Source organism: Lysinibacillus phoenicis, from assembly GCF_047238325.1.
Classification (GTDB): domain Bacteria; phylum Bacillota; class Bacilli; order Bacillales_A; family Planococcaceae; genus Lysinibacillus; species Lysinibacillus irui.
In genome coordinates, this window is sequence record NZ_JBDFMP010000002.1 from 2,617,319 (window position 1) to 2,637,573 (window position 20,255).

The 20,255-nt window shown below is 37.7% G+C and carries 20 protein-coding genes; 11 read left to right on the top strand and 9 right to left on the bottom strand.

Annotated elements, in window-relative coordinates:
- Both ABC382_RS14455 and ABC382_RS14460 read right to left on the bottom strand, forming a co-directional pair.
- Positions 1-423 carry a Na(+)/H(+) antiporter subunit B gene (locus ABC382_RS14455; protein WP_274795222.1) on the bottom strand — a complete coding sequence of 141 codons (423 nt, stop codon included), beginning with the start codon at positions 421-423 and terminating at the stop codon, positions 1-3.
- Complete coding sequence (locus ABC382_RS14460; protein WP_312507198.1) at positions 413-2,824, bottom strand: Na+/H+ antiporter subunit A; 2,412 nt, start codon at positions 2,822-2,824, stop codon at positions 413-415. The genes ABC382_RS14455 and ABC382_RS14460 overlap by 11 nt, the downstream gene beginning before the upstream one ends.
- Before the next feature lie 567 nt (positions 2,825-3,391).
- Between ABC382_RS14460 and ABC382_RS14465 the strand changes: the two genes are divergently transcribed.
- Positions 3,392-4,078, top strand: coding sequence for an adenine nucleotide alpha hydrolase family protein (locus tag ABC382_RS14465; RefSeq protein ID WP_274795220.1), 687 nt, complete (start codon positions 3,392-3,394; stop codon positions 4,076-4,078).
- A 27-nt stretch (positions 4,079-4,105) separates the two neighbouring features.
- Here the strand turns inward: ABC382_RS14465 and ABC382_RS14470 are convergent, their stop codons facing one another.
- Entirely contained in the window at positions 4,106-5,311 is a 1,206-nt protein-coding gene (locus ABC382_RS14470; RefSeq protein WP_312507197.1) for an MFS transporter, read from the bottom strand.
- Between the two features lie 106 nt (positions 5,312-5,417).
- Here ABC382_RS14470 and ABC382_RS14475 point away from each other — a divergent pair, with 106 nt between their 5' ends.
- A complete protein-coding gene (locus ABC382_RS14475) occupies positions 5,418-6,137 on the top strand; it encodes a YetF domain-containing protein (protein WP_274795218.1) in 720 nt (239 codons plus the stop codon).
- A 24-nt stretch (positions 6,138-6,161) separates the two neighbouring features.
- On the opposite strand, the gene ABC382_RS14480 is transcribed toward ABC382_RS14475, so the two are convergent.
- Positions 6,162-6,866, bottom strand: a complete 705-nt coding sequence (locus ABC382_RS14480; RefSeq protein WP_274795217.1) for a CBS domain-containing protein — start codon at positions 6,864-6,866, stop codon at positions 6,162-6,164.
- 189 nt (positions 6,867-7,055) lie between these two features.
- On the opposite strand from ABC382_RS14480, the gene ABC382_RS14485 reads away from it, so the two are divergent.
- Together ABC382_RS14485 and ABC382_RS14490 are read left to right on the top strand one after the other, a co-directional pair.
- A complete protein-coding gene (locus tag ABC382_RS14485; RefSeq protein WP_312507194.1) occupies positions 7,056-7,829 on the top strand; it encodes a MerR family transcriptional regulator in 774 nt (257 codons plus the stop codon).
- The gene (locus ABC382_RS14490; protein ID WP_312507193.1) at positions 7,819-8,472 is read left to right on the top strand and encodes a GAP family protein; all 654 of its coding nucleotides are present in this window, start codon (positions 7,819-7,821) and stop codon (positions 8,470-8,472) included. Before ABC382_RS14485 ends, ABC382_RS14490 begins: the two co-directional genes overlap by 11 nt.
- A 54-nt stretch (positions 8,473-8,526) precedes the next feature.
- On the opposite strand, the gene ABC382_RS14495 is transcribed toward ABC382_RS14490, so the two are convergent.
- The 5 genes from ABC382_RS14495 to ABC382_RS14515 form a co-directional block, all read right to left on the bottom strand.
- On the bottom strand, positions 8,527-9,309 hold the full coding sequence (locus ABC382_RS14495; RefSeq protein WP_313471088.1) for an ABC transporter permease: 783 nt from the start codon (positions 9,307-9,309) through the stop codon (positions 8,527-8,529).
- Positions 9,306-10,190 (bottom strand): ABC transporter ATP-binding protein, encoded by an 885-nt coding sequence (locus ABC382_RS14500; protein ID WP_322612085.1) that lies wholly within the window; start codon positions 10,188-10,190, stop codon positions 9,306-9,308. The genes ABC382_RS14495 and ABC382_RS14500 overlap by 4 nt, the downstream gene beginning before the upstream one ends.
- Positions 10,187-10,390 carry a PLDc N-terminal domain-containing protein gene (locus ABC382_RS14505; RefSeq protein WP_016992404.1) on the bottom strand — a complete coding sequence of 68 codons (204 nt, stop codon included), beginning with the start codon at positions 10,388-10,390 and terminating at the stop codon, positions 10,187-10,189. Before ABC382_RS14505 ends, ABC382_RS14500 begins: the two co-directional genes overlap by 4 nt.
- 119 nt (positions 10,391-10,509) lie before the next feature.
- Complete coding sequence (locus ABC382_RS14510) at positions 10,510-10,947, bottom strand: protein-tyrosine phosphatase family protein (RefSeq protein ID WP_274795212.1); 438 nt, start codon at positions 10,945-10,947, stop codon at positions 10,510-10,512.
- A gap of 20 nt (positions 10,948-10,967) precedes the next feature.
- A complete protein-coding gene (locus tag ABC382_RS14515) occupies positions 10,968-11,915 on the bottom strand; it encodes a carbohydrate kinase family protein (RefSeq protein WP_274795211.1) in 948 nt (315 codons plus the stop codon).
- A gap of 145 nt (positions 11,916-12,060) precedes the next feature.
- Here ABC382_RS14515 and ABC382_RS14520 point away from each other — a divergent pair, with 145 nt between their 5' ends.
- From ABC382_RS14520 to ABC382_RS14550, 7 genes are all read left to right on the top strand, one after another.
- Positions 12,061-12,624, top strand: coding sequence for a GNAT family N-acetyltransferase (locus ABC382_RS14520; protein WP_274795210.1), 564 nt, complete (start codon positions 12,061-12,063; stop codon positions 12,622-12,624).
- Between the two features lie 18 nt (positions 12,625-12,642).
- Complete coding sequence (locus ABC382_RS14525) at positions 12,643-13,557, top strand: EamA family transporter (protein ID WP_322612084.1); 915 nt, start codon at positions 12,643-12,645, stop codon at positions 13,555-13,557.
- 197 nt (positions 13,558-13,754) lie between these two features.
- Positions 13,755-14,861 (top strand): extracellular solute-binding protein, encoded by a 1,107-nt coding sequence (locus ABC382_RS14530; RefSeq protein ID WP_322612083.1) that lies wholly within the window; start codon positions 13,755-13,757, stop codon positions 14,859-14,861.
- A gap of 83 nt (positions 14,862-14,944) precedes the next feature.
- Positions 14,945-16,015 carry an ABC transporter ATP-binding protein gene (locus ABC382_RS14535; protein WP_274795207.1) on the top strand — a complete coding sequence of 357 codons (1,071 nt, stop codon included), beginning with the start codon at positions 14,945-14,947 and terminating at the stop codon, positions 16,013-16,015.
- Between the two features lie 12 nt (positions 16,016-16,027).
- Positions 16,028-17,749, top strand: coding sequence for an ABC transporter permease (locus tag ABC382_RS14540; protein ID WP_274795206.1), 1,722 nt, complete (start codon positions 16,028-16,030; stop codon positions 17,747-17,749).
- A gap of 26 nt (positions 17,750-17,775) precedes the next feature.
- Positions 17,776-19,290, top strand: a complete 1,515-nt coding sequence (gene argH, locus ABC382_RS14545; protein WP_322605224.1) for an argininosuccinate lyase — start codon at positions 17,776-17,778, stop codon at positions 19,288-19,290.
- On the top strand, positions 19,287-20,234 hold the full coding sequence (locus ABC382_RS14550; protein WP_274795204.1) for an N-acetylglucosamine kinase: 948 nt from the start codon (positions 19,287-19,289) through the stop codon (positions 20,232-20,234). Before argH ends, ABC382_RS14550 begins: the two co-directional genes overlap by 4 nt.
- The last annotated feature ends 21 nt before the right edge of the window (positions 20,235-20,255 follow it).

Genomic DNA, 20,255 nt, shown 5'->3' on the forward strand with positions numbered 1-20,255 from the left:
CTACTCATCCTCACTTATACTTAAAATAATTGTTACAACAACACCTACAACCGTTAATGCGACACCCGCTTCAAAAATAGTTACGGTTGAAAAGCCCATTTTTCCAAATATCGGAACATCTATATACGTATATGTCTGCGTTAAAAATGGCACATCGAAAAACAATGCACCAATTGCCGTTCCAGTCGCAAGAAAAACACCAAGAGCAGCAACCTTTTTAAAATCGAAAGGCATTCCTTTATGAACAGTCTCTATATCATAAGCGAGATATAATAAAACAATGCCAGAAGCTAACACAAGGCCCCCTATAAAGCCACCACCTGGAGCATGATGACCAGCAAAGAACAAGTACACGCCAAGTGTTAAAATAATGAACACGACTGCCTTTGTGACTGTCCTTAATATCACATCATTAATTTTCACGATCCGCTTCCTCCTTTCGTGGCTTAAGCTTCGTTAATGTATAAACCCCTAAGCCAGCAATCAGAAGAACCACAACCTCAAGCATTGTATCAAAGGCACGGAAATCCCCTAAAATTGTATTAACAATATTGGAACCACCTGCTAACTCATAGGCATCATTAAAATAAGTGGACACTGGCTCAAAGCGGTCGTAGTGCACTACTGCTAATCCAACCATCGTTACGGTTGCCCCAACAAAAATAGAAATCACCGCTTTTGACCATTGCACCCTTTTAGGAGGCGCTTCAGGCATTAAATCCGGTAAATATTTAAAACATAGAAGGAATAGAGCGGTTGTTACCGATTCAACAACTAATTGTGTTAAAGCCAAATCTGGAGCACGGAAAATAACAAAGAAAAATGCAATGGAATAGCCTAAAACACCATTTAACAACATCGCTGTAACCCGGCCCTTTGCAAATATCATCCAAACAGCCGCAAATATCATAACAAACACAAGAATTAACTCGTAAGACTCAATGACCGAGTCCATGTCAAAATGAAAGGTCATTGCATCTGACCATATAAAGTAGCCAGCTATAAGCGCAATGAAAAATACATATATATAGACAAAATAATGCGTTAAATTGCCAGTCATATATTTACGAGTGAGCTTCTCAGAGCCATTTTCACTAATTTCGATCAATCGATTGTAGTATGTGTTAAACGTATACTTTTGAGAAAATATACGATACAGTGGCTTCCAACTTTTTAATGTTTTAAATAAGATAATACCGATAATAATGACACCTAACGTCATCCATAACTCTGCATTAATGCCGTGCCATGCATGAATATGTGGCGTTAATTCACTTGAGGACGGAAATGTAGGATAAATACTTGCCATTGCAGGCTCTAAAATATAGTGGCCGAGCACATTTGGGAAGAAAAAGATACCGACTACTAATAAACATAAAATAATGGGTGAAATTAACATGCCAAATGGGGCTTCGTGTGGTTTTCGATCCATTTTTTCAGGCTGTAGTTTACCCAAAAATGTACGGAAAATTAAAATCATACTATAAACAAAGGTAAAGATACTTGCCACCCATGCTATGAATGGGAAAAATAAACCTACATCAGCAATAGAGAAAGCTTCTACATCCCTTATAGCCAATACAGCTGCAAAAAACATTTCTTTACTTAGGAAACCATTAAACGGCGGTAATCCTGCCATTGAGAAGCTTCCGATTACTGCAATTGTAAAAGTTACAGGCATCAAAGACATTAAACCACCAAGACGACGGATATCTCGTGTCCCTACTTCATGATCGACAATTCCAACCATCATAAATAAAGCACCTTTGAATGTAGAGTGATTGACAAGATGAAATAGTGCCGCAAAGCTTGCTTGTGTATACACAATCGAGCTTTCTGCATAGCCATAATAATGTCCAACAGACCCAAGGCCAAATAGACTCATAATTAAGCCTAGCTGACTTACTGTAGAAAAGGCTAATAAAGCTTTTAAGTCCGTTTGTCGAACAGCATTAAAGGAGCCCCAGAATAACGTTACTAAACCGATAACGCTCACTAGCCAGAACCAGATTGATTCTCCACCAAAGATTGGAGAAAAACGCGCAACTAAATAAATACCTGCTTTAACCATCGTGGCTGAGTGTAAGTAAGCACTAACTGGAGTTGGCGCTTCCATTGCATCAGGTAACCAGATATGGAATGGAAATTGTGCCGATTTCGTAAAAGCCCCTAATAAAATTAAAATTAGTGCGGGAGTAAATAGTGCATGATCACGTATAACTTCTACATTGGCCACAATTTCACGAACACTAAATGTATTGGAAGCTACATAGAGCATTAAGAAGCCTGCAAGCATTGATAGTCCGCCAAAGACTGTAATCATCATTGCTTTTTTTGCTCCTGCACGTGATGCCTTTCTATGATGCCAAAATGCAATTAATAGGAATGATGACACACTTGTTAATTCCCAAAATGTGTATAATATCATTAAGTTATCTGAAAAAACAACGCCAAGCATAGCGCCCATGAATAGTAATAAATAGCAGTAAAAATGATGAAGAGATTCTTTCGTTGATAAATAAAAAATAGAATATAAAATGACTAAACTACCTACTCCTGTAATCAGCAAGCCAAAAATCATACTGAGTCCATCAAGATAAGTTGTGAAATTTATATTAAAAGAGGGAATCCACTCATATGTATGGATAAACGTCTTACCCTCGGCAATTTGAGGAATATAGCGCGCGAGTAAAACAAACAAGATGAATGGAACGGATAAAACAAACCAGCCAAGATGTGTAACACGCCTTAGTCGCCTATAAAGCAATGGGATTAGAGCAGCACAAACAAATGGCAAAAGTATCGCAATGAGAACTGTAACCAAATGAAAACCTCCTACAATCAAAATCATCTAGCAATTTTTATGGTGAATTGGAATAATAAGTGCTAAGACTTTAGAATTTTGTTTAAGCTAAGTAACATATTAGATATATTCTTGAAATTTTTGTAATTGGAAGGTGCGGGGTATTAAAATGCCTAACAAATGGATCCTTTTTAGTTACTTTGTTACATCTAACCCGATGCAAGCTTAAATAACTTGTGGAAAATCAAATAATTTATACGGTCGCAAATCAATTCAACTCAATTATATCAGCACAATGAAGACACTTGACTATATTTTTAACTCCCTGCATAATAGTGTGGCATATGGAAGCAATTTATCTTTGATGCACATGATGCATAAATTAAATAATTATAAATCATTGATTTAAGCTTTATCCTTCAAGGGTTTTCCAATATATTTTCGTTAACTTTTATACATTTTAAAGTATACAATATAAATGAGCATAATGCACTGTAACAGCATCGAATTTAGCTGTTTTAGGATAATTTTTTCAAAATCAGCAGTGAAATTAATAAAATATCAACAGATAAGAGGTGTACATTTTTTATGAAGCATGTAAAAGGGCGTTTGGATGAAAGTATATTAGTTTGCGTTTACTACGGCTTAAATGGCGAACGTTTAATACGTCGTGGTCACAAGATGGCCTCCATGCTAGATTGCCCACTCTATATTCTTTCAGTCGATTCGCAACCCCTTGATGCATTTGACGCAGAGAAATCTAGTTATATTGAGCAGTGGAAGAAGTTATCAGATGAACTAGAGGTTGAAAAATTCATTTTGCAAGATAATGAAAAACGCCCCATACAGAAAGTAATTGCAGAAGTCGCAAAAAATTATGGAATTTCTCAAATTATCGTAGGGCAAAGCGCTCAAAGCAGGTGGGAGGAAATTACTAAAGGTTCTTTCCTCAACGTTCTGTTAAAAGAAGTTCCTTTTGTGGATTTTCATATTGTTGCTGTTCAACGTCCAACAGATGATGATGCAAATGAAACATACGAAAAAGGAGTACGTGCTTACTTAATTAAAGAGCAGGAAGACTTCAAAGTAGCCTTTACATGCCCTAAATATGTATCGATTGAAGGGATATTTTTCAAGGAAATCGGCACAGATTTTGATAATGGCATTTTCAAGTTCACTTACAACGATAAAATGCATGAAGTCCATATTTCAGAAGGCTATGTGATCGATCAAGAGAAGCTTCCTGCCGAATTTTTAGCCCCATTAAGACAATAAAAAACGCGTCCTAGACGCGTTTTTTTATTAAACTACAGGAGATGCGGGTTTATCCTTCGGTAAGAAGAAAGCAACTAACAATAATAAAGGTAATAACGAAACAACTATCATTGTAAAATCAATACCCTTATGATCCATTAATACACCGATAACCATCGCACCTATTGCTCCCATACCAAAGGCAAAGCCTGTCGTTAAGCCAGCCATTGTGCCAATTTTTGTAGGGACGAGTTCCTGTGCATAGACCACTGTCACGGAGAAGCTAATCATAATCAATGTACCGATAATGACTAAAAAGATCATAGCAGCCCATAATGGCACATAAGGTAATGCTAAACAAAATGGCATTGGTACTACAACAGAAAGGATGATGACGTTTTTCCTCCCAATCCTGTCAGACAAAGAGCCGCCGAAAAATGTACCTACTACCCCAAATGCCATGAAGAGGAAAATAAGTATTTGCCCTAGTCGTAGACTGACATCATAATGATCCATCAGATAAAAGACGTAAAAGCTTGTTATATTTGTTGTATAAAATGATCGCGCAAAAATAATAGTAAACAATAAAGTTAAAGCAATCCCTACTTGTTTCTTTGTTAAAGGTGGCAATGATGAAACTAAAACACGTTTTTTCTTCGCCTCACGTTCTTGCTCCAATTGTTTCTTATACCATCCTGCAATCTTACTTAATAATATAATTCCAAAAGTTGCCGCCACTAATACGATTGCTGCACCACGCTGTCCAAAAATATCAAAAATATAGGCGCTAATCAATGGTGCAAGAGCTTGCCCTGAGTTTCCTCCAACTTGATAAATAGATTGAGCAAGTCCCCTTTTAGAGCCTGCTGCCATAAATGATACTCTAGATCCCTCTGGGTGAAAAATTGCCGAACCAAAGCCTAAAAATAATACTGCAATAAGAATAATCCAATACTGTGTTGTGAACGCAATAATAGCAATGGCTATAAAAGAACTTATCATTCCTATCGGTAACGCATATGGCATTGGCTTTTTATCGCTGACAAACCCTACAATAGGCTGTAAGGCAGAAGCAAATATATTTAAGACAAATGATATGAGTCCAATTTGTGTGAAGGTCAGTCCTAACTCACTTTTGAATATCGGAAACATCGCTGGTATTACTGCTTGCATCGTATCATTGATTAGGTGAGCAACACCTATTGCAATCATTATTGGATAGATAGGATTTGCCACATTTAATTGATTATTCATGCTGCCACCTCGCTCTTATAAATTTTGGTTATTTTTGATTGTCGCATACTATCAATCATTTTGCACAAGCTATGTTTCGACAGCTGTAAAAGGAGTTGATATATGCATGGAAAGCTTTATTCATGCTCATTTTTGGGAAATGATTCTTCGAACAACGCTTTCATTTTTTGTCTTACTTATTCTGGCTCGTATCCTTGGGAAGAAGCAATTAGGTCAACTAACGTTCTTCCATTATATTACGGGTATCACATTTGGATCGATTGCCTCAGAAATTGCCTCACAAGAAGAAACGCCTTTTTTAGACGGTATGATTTCCCTTATTTGGTGGAGTGCTTTAACTTATTTAATGACCATTATTACAATTAAGTCTAAAAAGGCACGCGTACTGATTGATGACAAGCCTACGATTGTTGTACAAAATGGTCTTATTTTAGAATCAGCTTTAAAGAAAAATCGTTTGCATATGGACGAACTAACAATGATGCTACGAGAGCAAGCCATTTTCTCTGTACAGGACGTCCAGTACGCATTGCTTGAAACAAACGGGAAGCTTAGTGTGCTGCAAAAAACATCTGAACAAGTTGCTACGAAGCAGGATGTTAAAGCAGATGTTTCGCCACCTACCTATTTACCTACTGAGGTTATTTCTGATGGTCAGCTTATTAAGGAGAATATTGTGGAGCTTGAGTTAACAGAAGACTGGGTAATGAAAAAGTTAAAAAAGCAAAACGTGCAGTCAGTTGAGGATGTCTTTTTTGCACAAGTTCAAACAAATGGTTCCTTATATATCAGCTTAAAAGATAAAGCGAGACATTCAAGCCCATAATTGCTTGTTTGTCTCGTTCTTTTATTAATCAATTTTAACAATATCTAATGGTGTAATAATTCCAATTAATTTTTGATGTGGTTTGCCATGCTCCGTTATTAATAATGCCTCAAAACGCCTACCTCTTTCTACTCCCTGTTTAAATATTTCCTCTGCCTCATAAATCGTAATGTATCTACTGACGAATTTATAATTCACCCTATTTTTCTCATGCATTAAAATATCATACAACGTCGGAATACCTTTCGGTAAATGATCTCCACCCATCTTTGAAGCAAGCCAATTGGTGATTCCTACGGTTGTGATAAGTCCTTTAAATTGTCGATTATAATAGACAGGGAACTGTGTATATTTTCGTTGGCGAATTACTTTTAAGACATGTGCTAATGAATCATTCTCTTGAAAAACAAAGACTCTCTTTCGAAACATTTGCCCTACAAGCATAGGCTTAGCAAGAGTAGCATCTATGTATTCAATTCTTTCTACAACATCAGTATGTGGTTCTGCAATAACATAGTTTAAAGCCGTACGATGATGTACAATGGCATTTCGCAAATCAGCGTATGAGCGTAAATCATCTTCATATTTTTTCACTAATACCTCTTTTTTCTTCGCTTGATCAATAAGCCGATAAAATGGCATAAAATCCTTTATGCCTACGATATCTCTTAATCTATGGTCTATCCGATTAAACGCTGTCAGAAAACGATCGGAATTTTCAGTTCCCACTTTGTATAAACCTTCTTTCTACATGATCTTTTTATTTTCCGAGTTATTTGACAAATTTCGAGTTACATCCCCATTATATTCCTAAGTTATGGAAATTCCAAGAAAGTAATTTTGTTAGCATTTGTATGTATTTTCCCTCTTGAAAGTTACGTTACGTCATTTTGTATAATGGCAATAACAGGAGAGGGGATGGTTATTTTGCTTACGATTCACACTGTATCAAAACAAACTGGTATATCTGTTCGAACATTACGTTATTATGAGGAGATCGGATTATTACTTCCAACAACAAGGACTGATGGAGGACATAGGATTTATGGTGAGAATGAACTGAAAACACTACAGCAAATCGTATTTTTAAAAGCATTAGGATTTAAATTAAAAGAAATTCAAACACTTCTTCATAATACGTGGGATTGGGAAGCTAGCTTAGATCAGCAATTAGCTTTTCTAATAGAAGAGCAAAGAAAACTTCAACAGATGGAGAACGCTATACACGGATTAAAGAATGCTTCAGCTATTGAGGGAGGGTTAACTGAGTCTCTTATTCAAAAATTTATTCAGCTTTCCAATCGAGATCAAGGGAACAAGCAAGCATTGTGTAAGCAAATTTTTGCAGCAGCCGAAATAGAACTTCTTCAAAAACTTCCTAATGTCAATCGTAATGATCCCAATACTTTAGAATGGATTGGTTTGTTAGGTCAGTTAGAACAACTTAGTAATGAGAGCCCTGAAGCAGTTTCAGTACAGAACATTATTAAACGAATGATGGAAAAGTCACAAATAGAATTCGAAGGAAATGAAGAATTTTTAGAAAAAATGTGGGCAATACGTAAGTCTCCTCAAAAATCTGAACAGATCGGATTATATCCCTTAGAGGAGGATTTTCTGCATTTTATCGAACAGGCTTTCCATGTTTATGAAACAAAAAAGGCATTCGGTGATCCTAAGTATGAGCAATGAAATACTGTTGTTGGTTGGCGCTTTAGCTTTATTAGATATGTTTAGTCCCTCTATTATTGGTGTTACCGTCTATTTATTACTTGTGGCTAAAAAGCACCAATTGCGACTTGTCCTTACCTATTTGATAACTGTTGCACTATTTTACTTTAGCACTGGCATTTTTCTAATGTTGGGTCTAGATGTCATATTTGATCCAATCGCTAATTTGCTAAGCAGCTACTCTGCTCGTTTAACCATGACCTTTGTGGGCGGAATTTTATTCATAGGTAGTTGGCTAGTACCAAAGAAAAAGACAACGGGAGCACCTAGACCAAAAACTTTACATGTTAGTGCTATGATAGCCCTAGGTTTCACTACCTCTATTTTAGAAGTTGCAACAGCTCTCCCTTACTTTGCAGCAATTGGCATTTTAACGAGCCATCATTTATCGTTCTATGAATGGTTACCAATATTGGCAGGTTACAATTTGATGATGATTACACCTGGAATCATCCTGCTTTGTTTCCATCTTTTATTCCGTCGATATATGCATCAGCCCTTAAGAAAAATTCAATCACTTTTTGAACAAAGTACAAGTTCTGCCCTTTCATGGATTATGTTTTTTGTTGGCCTAATTTTGTTAATCAATGGTGGCATGATCTAAAATAAAAAAACGGTAAATATCCGTCAAAAAGGGATTTTTACCGTTTTTATTTCTTTATATTTTTGTCATAGGCGCATTTTTCTTCATCATGACGATCCCAATACTAATACAGAGCATTGTCAGTGCTACAGTAATTATCAGGCTCCACCAGTAATCTGACATCGCCATTGTGCCTCGAGCTAGCAAAGTTCCATAGCTCGCTAATTTCCAAGGAGATATTGTCCAAAAAAGACCCACTATCATATCTACTATTTGTCCTACAAAGATAACCGTAAAGGCACATGTCGTAGCTATAATAGTTTTAAAACTGGCACTCATCATTAAGGTTACAGCGATGACGAATAGTAGCCATACATAATACGTAAAAAAGATTGCAAACAGTGACCCAACTTCTAAAGTTCCGTATAGGATACTAGTGTAGTAGATATTCGCCGCAAAGCCAGCTAAAATACTTACAAAGCCAACTGAGCTCATAACGATAAATTTACTCATAAAATAGGCGCCAAAAGAAATCGGGCGGACATATAATAAGGTAGCCATCCCACTAGCACGTTCTTTACTAATGATACCCACAAAAGTAGCCATCATCACTAACAATCCTATTGTTTGAAACTGTCCTATAGAAGCTTGTATTAAGTCAACTGGCATTAATTCTGGCACTAACATTTCAAAGCCTTCGGGTACGTTCCCAACAGCATTTAAAATATCCATCATATAATAATTTGTCAGCGGGTCACTCATTCCTAGCAGAGCAAACACAAGAGGTATCCATAGAAATTTCCAGCTCCGCCAAGCCTCTCTAAATTCCTTTTTTAGAAGTACACTGAATCCCCTCATGCTTTTTTCGCCACCTTCATGAAAATTTCCTCCAAAGATGCTGTTTGTCTCTCCACTTTTCGTATCGTATATGGGCATATACTTAAACGGTGCAATAACTCCTTCATCGTTGGCTCTTCATTCAAAATATTTATATACACATAGCATCCCTTTACACTTTCTGTTGGGCCTGCAAATAGCCTTGCCTCTTCTTCATTATTAAATTCAACTACATAACTTTGCTCATCAAAACGTTGGCGTACCTCACGTAATGTTCCTTGCTCTACTAGCTTGCCATCCTGCAAGAATAATAACTGATCTGTCATTTCCTCGGCATCATTTAAAATATGTGTTGAATATAAAATAGTTGTCTCTTGTTGCAATCCTTTTAATAAATCAAGGACTTCCCTACGACCAACAGGATCTAATGCTGAAACAGGCTCATCTAATAGCAGTAATTTAGGCTTATGCACAATTGCCTGGGAAATACCTAGACGTTGCTTCATTCCACCAGAAAAAGTAGCAATCTTTTTATGTTGTGCGTTTCCTAGCCCTACAAACTCCAATGTTTTTTGTGCTTCTAATTTAGCCTTTTTTGCTGTGATACCATTCAGCCTCGCAGCCATCTCGGTAAACTCTAATGCACTAAGCCAAGGATGAAACTGAGGATATTGTGGCAAAAACCCTATATTCGAACGTACATCCCCATTCAGCATTCTTACACTCCCAGCAGTAGGTTTTAAAAGACCAGTTAACATGGATAATGTCGTTGTTTTACCAGCACCATTTGGACCAATTAAAGCTGTAGAAGTCTTTTCTTCTAAAGTAAAATGAATATCATCCACAACTTTATGCTCTGCAAATTGCTTTGTTAAACCCGTTACTTGAAGTAATGTTGTCATGACTGCTTTCTCCCTACAATAAAGTACGCAATGGACCCTAATAAATTAGCAAATATAATAATAAATACCCATAAAATTTTAGGACCGTTGGTTGCATGTATTTTACGTAAGTCTATAAGTGCTACAATCATTAAAATAATTTGGACAATGATAAGTGGCGCAATAACAGCCCATGGCACCTTCGCTAATTCCTCCATCATACAGATCACCCCATTAGTTGTTATATATTTACTATAACAATTTTGTTCTAATATGTATAGAACAATTTTATGACAAGGAATAAAAAAGAAGATGCACCATCATCGGTACATCTTCATCTCTAGCTTTGTTTATATAGTTGTTGCAAAGCATCTTCCATTTTTGGTCGAATGGTTACTTGTGGACGAGCTTTTTTTACTGCTGTTTCCGCTTCCTCTAATGAATTAGCCATTCCTAGCTCCATTAACAAGGCTGTTGCGGCAACACCTGCACGACCACCACCACTGCCACAATGGACATATACTTTCTTACCTGCCTCATAGGCTGTAGCAATTTCTTTCGCTACTTGTTGAATGGAAGGTGCTACCTCAATATCTTCATCTGCAATAGGCATATGCTTGTATGCATAAGATACAGCTTCTTGCTCTTGTGATGAAAGCCCCTTAACACGAACATCTATCACTACATCTACTGATTCTTGTGCAAATGCAGCCTCCGCATCCTTTGCACCACCAAAGAATATTTGATCTTTTACTAAAACATCATAGTTTTTTTCCATACTTTACCCACTCCATATGTTTATTTCAGTAAATGCTTAATATCCTCATAATACGGTAGAGCGGTTAATGCCCCTGCTTTCGTAGCAGCAAATGCCCCTAATTTATTTCCAAAGCTTGTACAACGAACTAGTTCTTCTTTCGTCGTAGGTAAGCCATTGTAATGGACATCGCGTAATACACCTGCCATAAATGCATCTCCTGCACCTGTAGTATCCACTGGCACTACTTTCTCAGTAGGTACATGGATAACCTCACCATTCAGCACGGCGTAAGTTCCGTTTTCTCCTACTGTGATTAGAATAATAGGGACAAGATAGCTATTTAGTTGTTCAATACCTTCTTCTAAGCTCGTTGTCTCTGTCAGGAAGAATAATTCATCATCTGTCACCTTTAAAATATCTACATCTTCAAAAAATGACGTTATTGTTTCTCGGCAAATTTCCTCACTACTCCAGCGTAAGGGGCGAATATTCGCATCCATCGCAATAATTGCACCCTTGTCCTTTGCCATTTCTACAGCAGCTCGAGTTGTAGCAAGTGCTGTTGGATGGAACATAGTACCTGAACATACTGTTAAAGCTGAGGCGTGTTTAAAGGCTGCTTCATTTAATTGTGATGGTTCGACTTGTAAGTCCGGTGTTTCATCGACATAATCTTTAAAAATTCGCTCGCACGCTTCTGTTAGATGAACATATACACCACTTACTCGCTTAGCCGGATTAAATATAGCATAATCTAGCTTTACCCCCTCTTGTGCAAGTCCATCACGCACAAATTGAGAACCCTCGTCATCTCCGGTAATTGTAATTAAGGCTGATGGCGCTCCAATACGGCTAATACCAGCTGCAACATTAACCGTTGCGCCACCCATATATTTAGTAAATGATGTGTTTGTTACATCATCAGCAATATAGTCAATAAAAGCATCTCCATAGACTAAAATAAAATCCTTCTCTTGCTTTGTCATGATTGTCCTCCTGAAAGTCTAGTCATTATAGATTAACACGAAAATTGTCATTCTATAAAGGTTTAACTTTGAAGAGCATATCTGAAAATTTGAGTCATTCTCTATCTTTGTTATACTTGCCTATAGAAAGGTAGGGATTTTCAAGATGAGTATTACAATTCGACAAGCGCAACCAGATGATGCCCATGCTGTTGTGCCTCTAATAATCGATGCAATTGGTGATATTGCAAATCGCTTAACTGGCGAGCAATCGTCCGAAGCCGTTAGTCAAGAGCTGACAATTCTTTTTCAACGTGACGACAATCGACATTCTTATTTAAATACCTTTGTCGCAACTGAAGGTGAGCAAATTTTAGGGATTCTCGTTTATTATTTTGGCGCACAAGCCGTTGACATGGATGCTAACCTTGTTAAATGGCTAGAAGAAAAAAATGCACCGTCTATCATTATTGATCAAGAAGCCCATGAAGATGAGGCCTATATCGATACTGTATGTGTATCACCCCAAGCACGAGGCAAAGGAATCGGAACCTTGCTATTACAGTTTGCGGAAGAGCTTACAAAGCAGCGTGGTTATAAAAAGTTATCACTAAATGTTGAAACTCAAAAAGAAGATGCACGCCGTCTTTATGAGCGTTTAGGTTTTGTTATTACCGAGCCATGGTCCATAATTGACGAACCATTTCATCATATGGTGAAACAGTTTTAGGAAGTGAACAACGAAAATATGAAAACAAATTTTCTTTACCCTCTTTTGATCGTTATTGCATCTAGTAGCTATGGTATTTTGTCGACTATTGTCAAAGTAGCCATGCAACATGGCTTTACATCAGCAGAGGCTGTATCAAGTCAATATATTATTGGCTTTATACTCGTAGTAGCTATTTTTATTTTTACAGACAGGAAATTACCAAAGCCCCCCAGAAAAGGCTTAGCTATATTAATTTGTGCTGGTATTTTTACTGGGACGACAGGTATCGTATACGGGGAATCGCTAAAGTATCTTCCCGCTTCTCTTGCAGTAGTCATGCTATTCCAATTTACATGGATTGGTCTGCTGATTGATTGTGCACTACATAAACGTTTACCAAGTCGCCCTGAAGTGATTTCGATCATTATTTTATTTGTAGGAACTATTTTAGCGGCAGGTGTATTAAATGTAGATTTAAGCGGCATCCCTATCCAAGGATGGCTATTCGGCTTTGCGGCAGCCGTCACCTTTGCCTGCTTCATACAATTCAATTCTCGACCTGTCGAAGGCGTTACAACAACATCAAGGGTATTAATCGTTTCCTTTATAGCCCTTATTATGATAAGTATTTTCCTTAGCCCTGAGGTTATTTGGAACGGCAAGTTATTTATGCAAGGCTTATGGAAATTTGGACTAGCCCTTGGTCTTTTCGGTATCATATTACCGATATACTTATTTTCAATAGCCATCCCCCAAATTGGTGGTGCACTTGCTTCAATTTTAAGTGCCATTGAATTACCCGTTGCAGTTACTGTTTCTGTTATTGTGCTACATGAACCTTTAACAGCTATACAAATCATCGGGATTCTTCTCGTTATTGCAGGTATGATGCTACCAACGATTGTTGCACAACGTCGACAAAAAGATAGCTTCTTAGAGGTACATTCTTAAATAGTCAAAAAAACTCCTTGAAAATGGAATACTCCTTTTCAAGGAGTTTTTTTAACTTTACAAAATGCCGTTGCTAATGGATTGGTGCTTCGCTATGATGAAGGTAAGTTTAATTTTTAAATAATTCTAACATTAATGATATCCCTTCGTATTATACTGCAATATGCAAGTAACTTACTTTAAGAAGGGGGAAGTTGATGAAAAAACACCATATTCTTAGTCTTTTCCTTATCTTTCTGCTCTTGGTTTTAACTGCCTGTAACGGCAAGGAACAGCAAAATTCCACAAGTAATTCAGCAAATAACGACAAAAACGCTGATGGCGACAAGACAGAAGTAACAGCTACGACGCCATCAGGAAAACTTGTGATTTACACAGGTCGCGATGAGGAAATGGTGCAAAATGTGATCGATCAGTTTAATGAAAAATATCCAGACATTGAAGCGGAGTTTTTAACAATGGGGGCACAGCAAATTTTGGAGCGCCTCCGTGGTGAAAAGGCCAATCCACAGGCAGACTTTTGGTGGGGTGGTACTCAATCAGCACTCATGGTTGGGGCAAATGAAGACCTACTGCATGCTTGGCAGCCTAGCTTTATCAATGCCATTGATGCTGCCCATAAAGATGTCGATGGACGTTGGTTTGGCGAGATGTTGCTACCAGAAGTCATCATGATTAACAGTGATCTACTGACAAAAGAAACAGGACCACAGGACTGGGATGACCTATTAGATCCTAAATGGAAGGATCAAATTTTAATCCGCGGCGTGCTTGCATCAGGGACAATGCGTACGATTTATTCCTCTATGATTGTACGACAAGATGCCAATTCACCAGATAAAGGCTATGAATGGTTATTGCAATTAGACGCAAATACAAAAGAGTATACACAGGATCCTAATGCTTTGTATTTAAAGCTAACACGTCAAGAAGGCAGTGTCTCCTTATGGAATCTTCAAGATATTTTATTAAAGAAATATACGACAGATTATCCTTTTGATTATATTTATCCAAAAAGTGGAGCACCTATTTTAGTAGATGGTGTAGCCGTTGTAAATAATGCGAAAAACTTAGAGAATGCAAAACTATTTGTAGAATTCCTATTTGAAAAGGAAATGGTGACACAGTTAGCGAATGATTATTATCAAATTCCTACACGTTCTGACATTGATAAAGCCTCTATGCCTGAATGGTATCAGGAGTTAGATTTAAAAACATTCGATATAGATTGGCAGCTAATGTCTGACAAAGAAGCCGAATGGATGGAGTATTGGGATAACAATATTAAAGGGCGCGGCAAATAGTATAACTGGTAAAAATTCGGCTTATGCAGCGAATTTTTACCTTTCTGTATCATCTGGATTCTTTGTTAGAGAGGAGTTTATCATTGAGAAGTGTCAACATCGAAAATGTCTCGAAGCAATTTGGCCAAATGTATGGTGTGAAAGATTTAAACCTGGAAATCAAAGCAGGTGAGTTCTTTACTTTTCTCGGACCTAGTGGCTGCGGCAAGACCACTACTTTAAGAATGATAGCAGGCTTTTATTACCCTTCTAAAGGTAAAATTTTTTTTGATGAGCGAGATGTCTCTCGACTTCAACCAAATAAACGGAATATCGGTATGGTATTTCAAAATTACGCTCTATTCCCTCATATGACGGTTGATGAAAATATTGCCTTTGGTTTACAAGTTCGTAAATTTTCGAAGGCCGAGATTCAATACAAAGTTGATCGAATTAGAGGACAAGTACATTTAGCCGCTTATGGCAACAGAAAAATCAACGAACTATCTGGTGGGCAACAGCAACGAGTTGCTTTAGCTAGAGCACTAGTAATTGAGCCAGACATTTTATTACTCGATGAACCTCTATCCAATCTTGATGCCAAATTGCGTGAGGAAACACGTATTGAAATCAAACGAATTCAATCAGAGCTTGGTGTGACAACGATTTACGTTACGCATGATCAAATGGAGGCAATGGCTATGTCTGATCGAATCATGGTCATGGAGAATGGCCATATCAAGCAGATTGGAACTCCTCAAGAAATATATAATCGGCCTGTAGATCGCTTTGTAGCAAATTTCATTGGCGAAACCAACTTAATCGAAGGCACAATACAAGAAATAAATGACGAAGATATAAAAGTGAAAACAGCCAATGGACATATTTTTACTGGGCGAAAGCAACAAAGCTCTCCAACTTTAACGCATATGATTGGAGACAAAGTATTTATTTCAATTCGTCCGGAATCTATTCATTTAGGTGTTGGTGATAACACCTTAACAGGGAAAATTACCTTCGTTGAATTTACAGGTATAAGCGTGAATTACATTGTGGATTTTACTGCATTTTCACTCAAAGTAATGATTATCAATTCTTATGACCACATAAAAAAGCTCGGTGAAGACATTACAATCAATATTGCGCATGACTCACTATATTTTTTAGGAGAATAGGAGGAAGCCAATATGGAAAAACAATCTATCAATGCCCCTCACGAAAGTATCTGGACACGAATTTTTCAATCCAATTGGTTTGTCTATGTGTTAATAGCGCCACTATTTTTAGTGTTGTTCGCCTACGTGGTTTATCCCTTCTATCAAACGTTTATTCAAAGCTTTGCTGGTGATGAGGCTCTCTTTCATTATAAGAAGTTTTTTAATGTAGCTAGCCCTGCAAACTTAGAGGCTTTATGGACCAGTATCTACATTTCCATTATTAGTGTCATTTGCTGCGCAATTGTTGGGGTAACGATGGCCTTTTTACTTGAACGCTATAACTTCCCAGGTAGACGGATCCTGTCCATTTTAGTATTAGTTCCTATGGCTCTTCCTCCCCTAGTGGGTGTGTTATCCTTTTCTTTCTTGTACGGGGATAGTGGTATTTTCCCTCGAATCTTTCAGCATTTATTTGGTTTAGATCATGTACCATTTTCATTGAAAGGCATTTGGGGAGTTATCGTCGTCCATACATTCACGATGTATACCTACTTTTATTTAACCGCTTCGGCTGCAATTAAGGGGCTAGATCCTGCTCTAGAAGAGGCTGCAACAAGTTTAGGCGCAGGCCGTATTCGCGTATGGACAAAGGTTATTTTGCCGATGCTAACACCTTCCATTGTCGCCTCATCCTTATTAGTGTTTATGATTTCAATGGCTTCTTATACTGCTCCATTAATGTTTGGTGTAGAACGCACAATGACGATGCAAATCTATTTATCTCGAACGAATGGAAATCTTGAGATGGCTGCAACTCAGTCGATGATTTTATCCTTTGTGTCTATTACTTTTTTAATCATTATGCGTTGGTATCAAAATCGGAGAAATTATCAAAATCTCAGTAAGGGAATTAGTGTTCATCGTTCAGAGGTATCCTCTAAGAAAATAAGAGTTTTGGCAACCATCGCCTCTTTTGTTGGCACATTAATATTAATTTTACCGATTTTAGTTCTGATATTGATATCCTTTTCTGTTGACGGTGCTTGGAAGACACAAATTCTTCCAACAGACTATACAATTGATCATTATATTGCCCTTTTTACTGACGAACGCACATGGCGACCTATTTGGAATTCAATACAAATGGGTGTCGTCGCAACAATCGGCAATATTATCTTTGGTGTAGCCGCAGCGTATGCGATGGTTCGCTTAAATTTTAAAGGGAAAACATTACTCGATATTTTGATTATGGTGCCTTGGGCTTTACCAGGGACAGTAGTTGCAGTCAATTTAATCGCTGCCTTTAGTACCGAAAGTATTTTTAGCTTTAATCAAGTATTGATCGGTACATTTTGGATTTTACCATTAGCCTATTTTATTCGACATTTACCACTTGTTTTTCGATCGACATCCGCTTCTCTTGTACAACTAGATCAATCGATTGAAGAGGCATCTCGTGGCTTAGGCGCCAATTGGTGGTATACATTTAGACGTATTGTCGTTCCTTTAACATTCACCGGTATATTAGCAGGGACACTTTTAGCCCTCGTACAAAGCTTCGGTGAGTTTGTTGCATCCATTCTAATTTATAGTACATCCACTATTCCATTGTCTGTAGCAATCTTCCAAAAATTATATGCATTTAAATTTGGGACCGCCTGTGCTTATGGTGTCTTACAAATTTGCTTAATTTTAGTTGTCCTTATTATTTCTGAAAAATTATCAAAGGGCAGTGCTGGTACAGCCATCTAGCTGCCATCTATTAGGGGGCCATTACAATGTTTGAAGATTTTCGCAACAAAACACAGCTTGAGGATGGGATGATCTTTCCTTCTAACATCTATCGAAAAATTGTCTTACAGCCAGCTTATGATGAGGCGAAAAAAAATTTTTTATCCATTATGCTACAAATTAATATTGCACATTTAAAAATGTTAGAAGAACAAGGACTTGTAAAAAAAGATGAAGCGAAACAGATTGGGGCGGCTCTAAAAAAAATAGACTTAAATTATTATCGTTTAGAGGATTACAGTCCCCAATACGAAGATTTATTTTTCCGCATTGAAAATAAATTAATAGAGCTTGCTGGTGATGTTGCTGGAAATCTTCACATTGGTAGAAGTCGGAATGATATGGGCATCGCCATCTATCGAATGACATTAAGAAAAAAATTATTATTATTAATGCGTGAGTTACTAACATTACGTGATGATTTAATTGCTGCTGCAGAGGAACATGTGGATACGATCATGATTGGCTACACACATACTCAGCAGGCTCAGCCTACAACCTTTGCCCATTATTTAAAAGCTGTTATTGATCAGCTTGAGCGTGACTTTGAGCGAATGCAGCATGTCTATAAAACTGTCAATCGTAGTAGTATGGGAGCAGCTGCCTTAACGACGACAGGCTTTAATATTAGTAGAGAACGTATGCGTGAATTACTGGCATTTGATGACATTATCGAAAATGCGTGGGATGCTGTTGCAGGTGCAGACTACATTGCAGAAGCTGCAAGTATTGTACAGCTTGCTGCGCTAAATCTTGGTCGTACATCTCAGGATTTTTTATTATGGGCTACACAGGAGTTTAACGCATTTACTCTAGCAAGTCCGTATGTACAAATTAGCTCTATTATGCCTCAAAAGCGTAATCCTGTTTCCATAGAGCATACACGCTCATTACTATCTGCTGTTGTTGGCGATGCGGGCACAGTATTACAGATGGTACATAATACACCATTCGGAGATATCGTCGATACTGAGGATGACATGCAGCCTTATTTATGGCGTGCCATCGATCGCTTACTAGGTATTTACAAATTATTTGGTTCTCTCGTTGTCACAATGGATGTCAATAAGAAAAAGTTAAGAAGTCGTGCGGAAAATAGCTTTGCCAATGTTACAGAACTTGCTGATACGTTAGTACGTTCGGAAGGAATCTCGTTTCGACAAGCACATAGTATTGTTAGTAAATGTATAAAAGTTTTACTTGCTCATGGCGAGGAATCGCTAGCAAGCCTTACGTGGGGCCTTGCTAATACCCAATCTAAATTAATTACAGGAAAAGAATTAACTATTACAGAAGAGGACTTTTATAAGACATTAAAACCAGAATCTTTCGTTGGTGTACGAACATTACCAGGTGGTCCAGCTCCAGCCACTATGAAAGCAGCTCTAGAACGTTCAAAGATGAATACTCATACCCTTTATGAATGGGTACGCTTAAAGGAAAATGGCATTATCGAAGCGGAAAAAATCTTATCAACATTTCTAGAGGAATGGAATCAATGAAGAAATGGCTTCTGATTGTTGATGGTGGGGCGACAAAAACAGCATGTGCATTAGTTCATGCGGAATCTGGTGACATTCCTTATTCTACATCCACTAAGGGGTCTAATTATCAAGCAATTGGTGTCGAATCCGCTACAGCAATATTACAGGGACTTTTAGCAAATATAAAAACATTTTTGCAAAAATTCCCCCGTTCACAAATTGCTGTAGCAACCTTTGCTTTAGCTGGTATTGATTCTCCTAAAGATCATAAAACGGTAACGGCAATCGTTCACAAGGCTCTTGCGGCCGCACAGCTACAAATTGATACACTGATTATTGAAAATGATGCAGAAGCTACTCTACTTGGTGTGACTGCTGGACAGGCAGGTGCATTACTCATTGCTGGCACTGGAGCCATCGCCTATGCCTATGATGGACAGCAAATTGTTCGTGCTGGGGGATGGGGACATCGAGCTGGGGATGAGGGGAGTGGTTATTGGTTAGGGCAAGAGGTTATAAGGGCTATATTTAAAATGGAAGATGGGCGTGGTCAACCAACCTTATTAAAAGATGCTGTCTATCGTTCTTTAGGTATCCAAGATATAACTGAGCTAGCGGAATGGTTATTTCAGCCTTCTTATACTAATGCACAATTGGCTAAGATGGGCTCCTTTGTGGCTAAAGCAGTCGAACAAGAAGATGCTTGTGCCATTCACATTTCGCAACAAGCTGCTCATGAACTAGCCCTTCTAGCAAGTGCCGTGGTAAAAAAAATTGGCTATCAGAATGGTCCTTTTTCACTTTATTGTAATGGAGGCGCCATTAAGCATAATCCACTCATTTTAAAAACCTTTTCAGAACAAATTGCCTTAACATATCCTCAAATTTCTATTACGCTTTGTCAGCATCAACCTATTACTTATCTGATTGAACGAACAAAAAGGGCCTATGACTGTTTATAAGTCATTGCCCTTTTCTTATAC

Bases quoted from the DNA above. Each gene is read 5' to 3' on its own strand.
- ABC382_RS14465 (WP_274795220.1), top strand. From the start codon at position 3,392: ATGAAGCATGTAAAAGGGCGTTTGGATGAAAGTATATTAGTTTGCGTT.
- ABC382_RS14525 (WP_322612084.1), top strand. From the start codon at position 12,643: ATGAAAACAAATTTTCTTTACCCTCTTTTGATCGTTATTGCATCTAGT.
- ABC382_RS14550 (WP_274795204.1), top strand. From the start codon at position 19,287: ATGAAGAAATGGCTTCTGATTGTTGATGGTGGGGCGACAAAAACAGCA.
- ABC382_RS14495 (WP_313471088.1), bottom strand. From the start codon at position 9,309: ATGAGGGGATTCAGTGTACTTCTAAAAAAGGAATTTAGAGAGGCTTGG.
- ABC382_RS14505 (WP_016992404.1), bottom strand. From the start codon at position 10,390: ATGATGGAGGAATTAGCGAAGGTGCCATGGGCTGTTATTGCGCCACTT.
- ABC382_RS14475 (WP_274795218.1), top strand. From the start codon at position 5,418: ATGGAAAGCTTTATTCATGCTCATTTTTGGGAAATGATTCTTCGAACA.
- ABC382_RS14510 (WP_274795212.1), bottom strand. From the start codon at position 10,947: ATGGAAAAAAACTATGATGTTTTAGTAAAAGATCAAATATTCTTTGGT.
- ABC382_RS14470 (WP_312507197.1), bottom strand. From the start codon at position 5,311: ATGAATAATCAATTAAATGTGGCAAATCCTATCTATCCAATAATGATT.
- ABC382_RS14540 (WP_274795206.1), top strand. From the start codon at position 16,028: ATGGAAAAACAATCTATCAATGCCCCTCACGAAAGTATCTGGACACGA.
- argH (WP_322605224.1), top strand. From the start codon at position 17,776: ATGTTTGAAGATTTTCGCAACAAAACACAGCTTGAGGATGGGATGATC.
- ABC382_RS14490 (WP_312507193.1), top strand. From the start codon at position 7,819: ATGAGCAATGAAATACTGTTGTTGGTTGGCGCTTTAGCTTTATTAGAT.
- ABC382_RS14515 (WP_274795211.1), bottom strand. From the start codon at position 11,915: ATGACAAAGCAAGAGAAGGATTTTATTTTAGTCTATGGAGATGCTTTT.
- ABC382_RS14520 (WP_274795210.1), top strand. From the start codon at position 12,061: ATGAGTATTACAATTCGACAAGCGCAACCAGATGATGCCCATGCTGTT.
- ABC382_RS14485 (WP_312507194.1), top strand. From the start codon at position 7,056: ATGGTTATTTTGCTTACGATTCACACTGTATCAAAACAAACTGGTATA.
- ABC382_RS14530 (WP_322612083.1), top strand. From the start codon at position 13,755: ATGAAAAAACACCATATTCTTAGTCTTTTCCTTATCTTTCTGCTCTTG.
- ABC382_RS14500 (WP_322612085.1), bottom strand. From the start codon at position 10,190: ATGACAACATTACTTCAAGTAACGGGTTTAACAAAGCAATTTGCAGAG.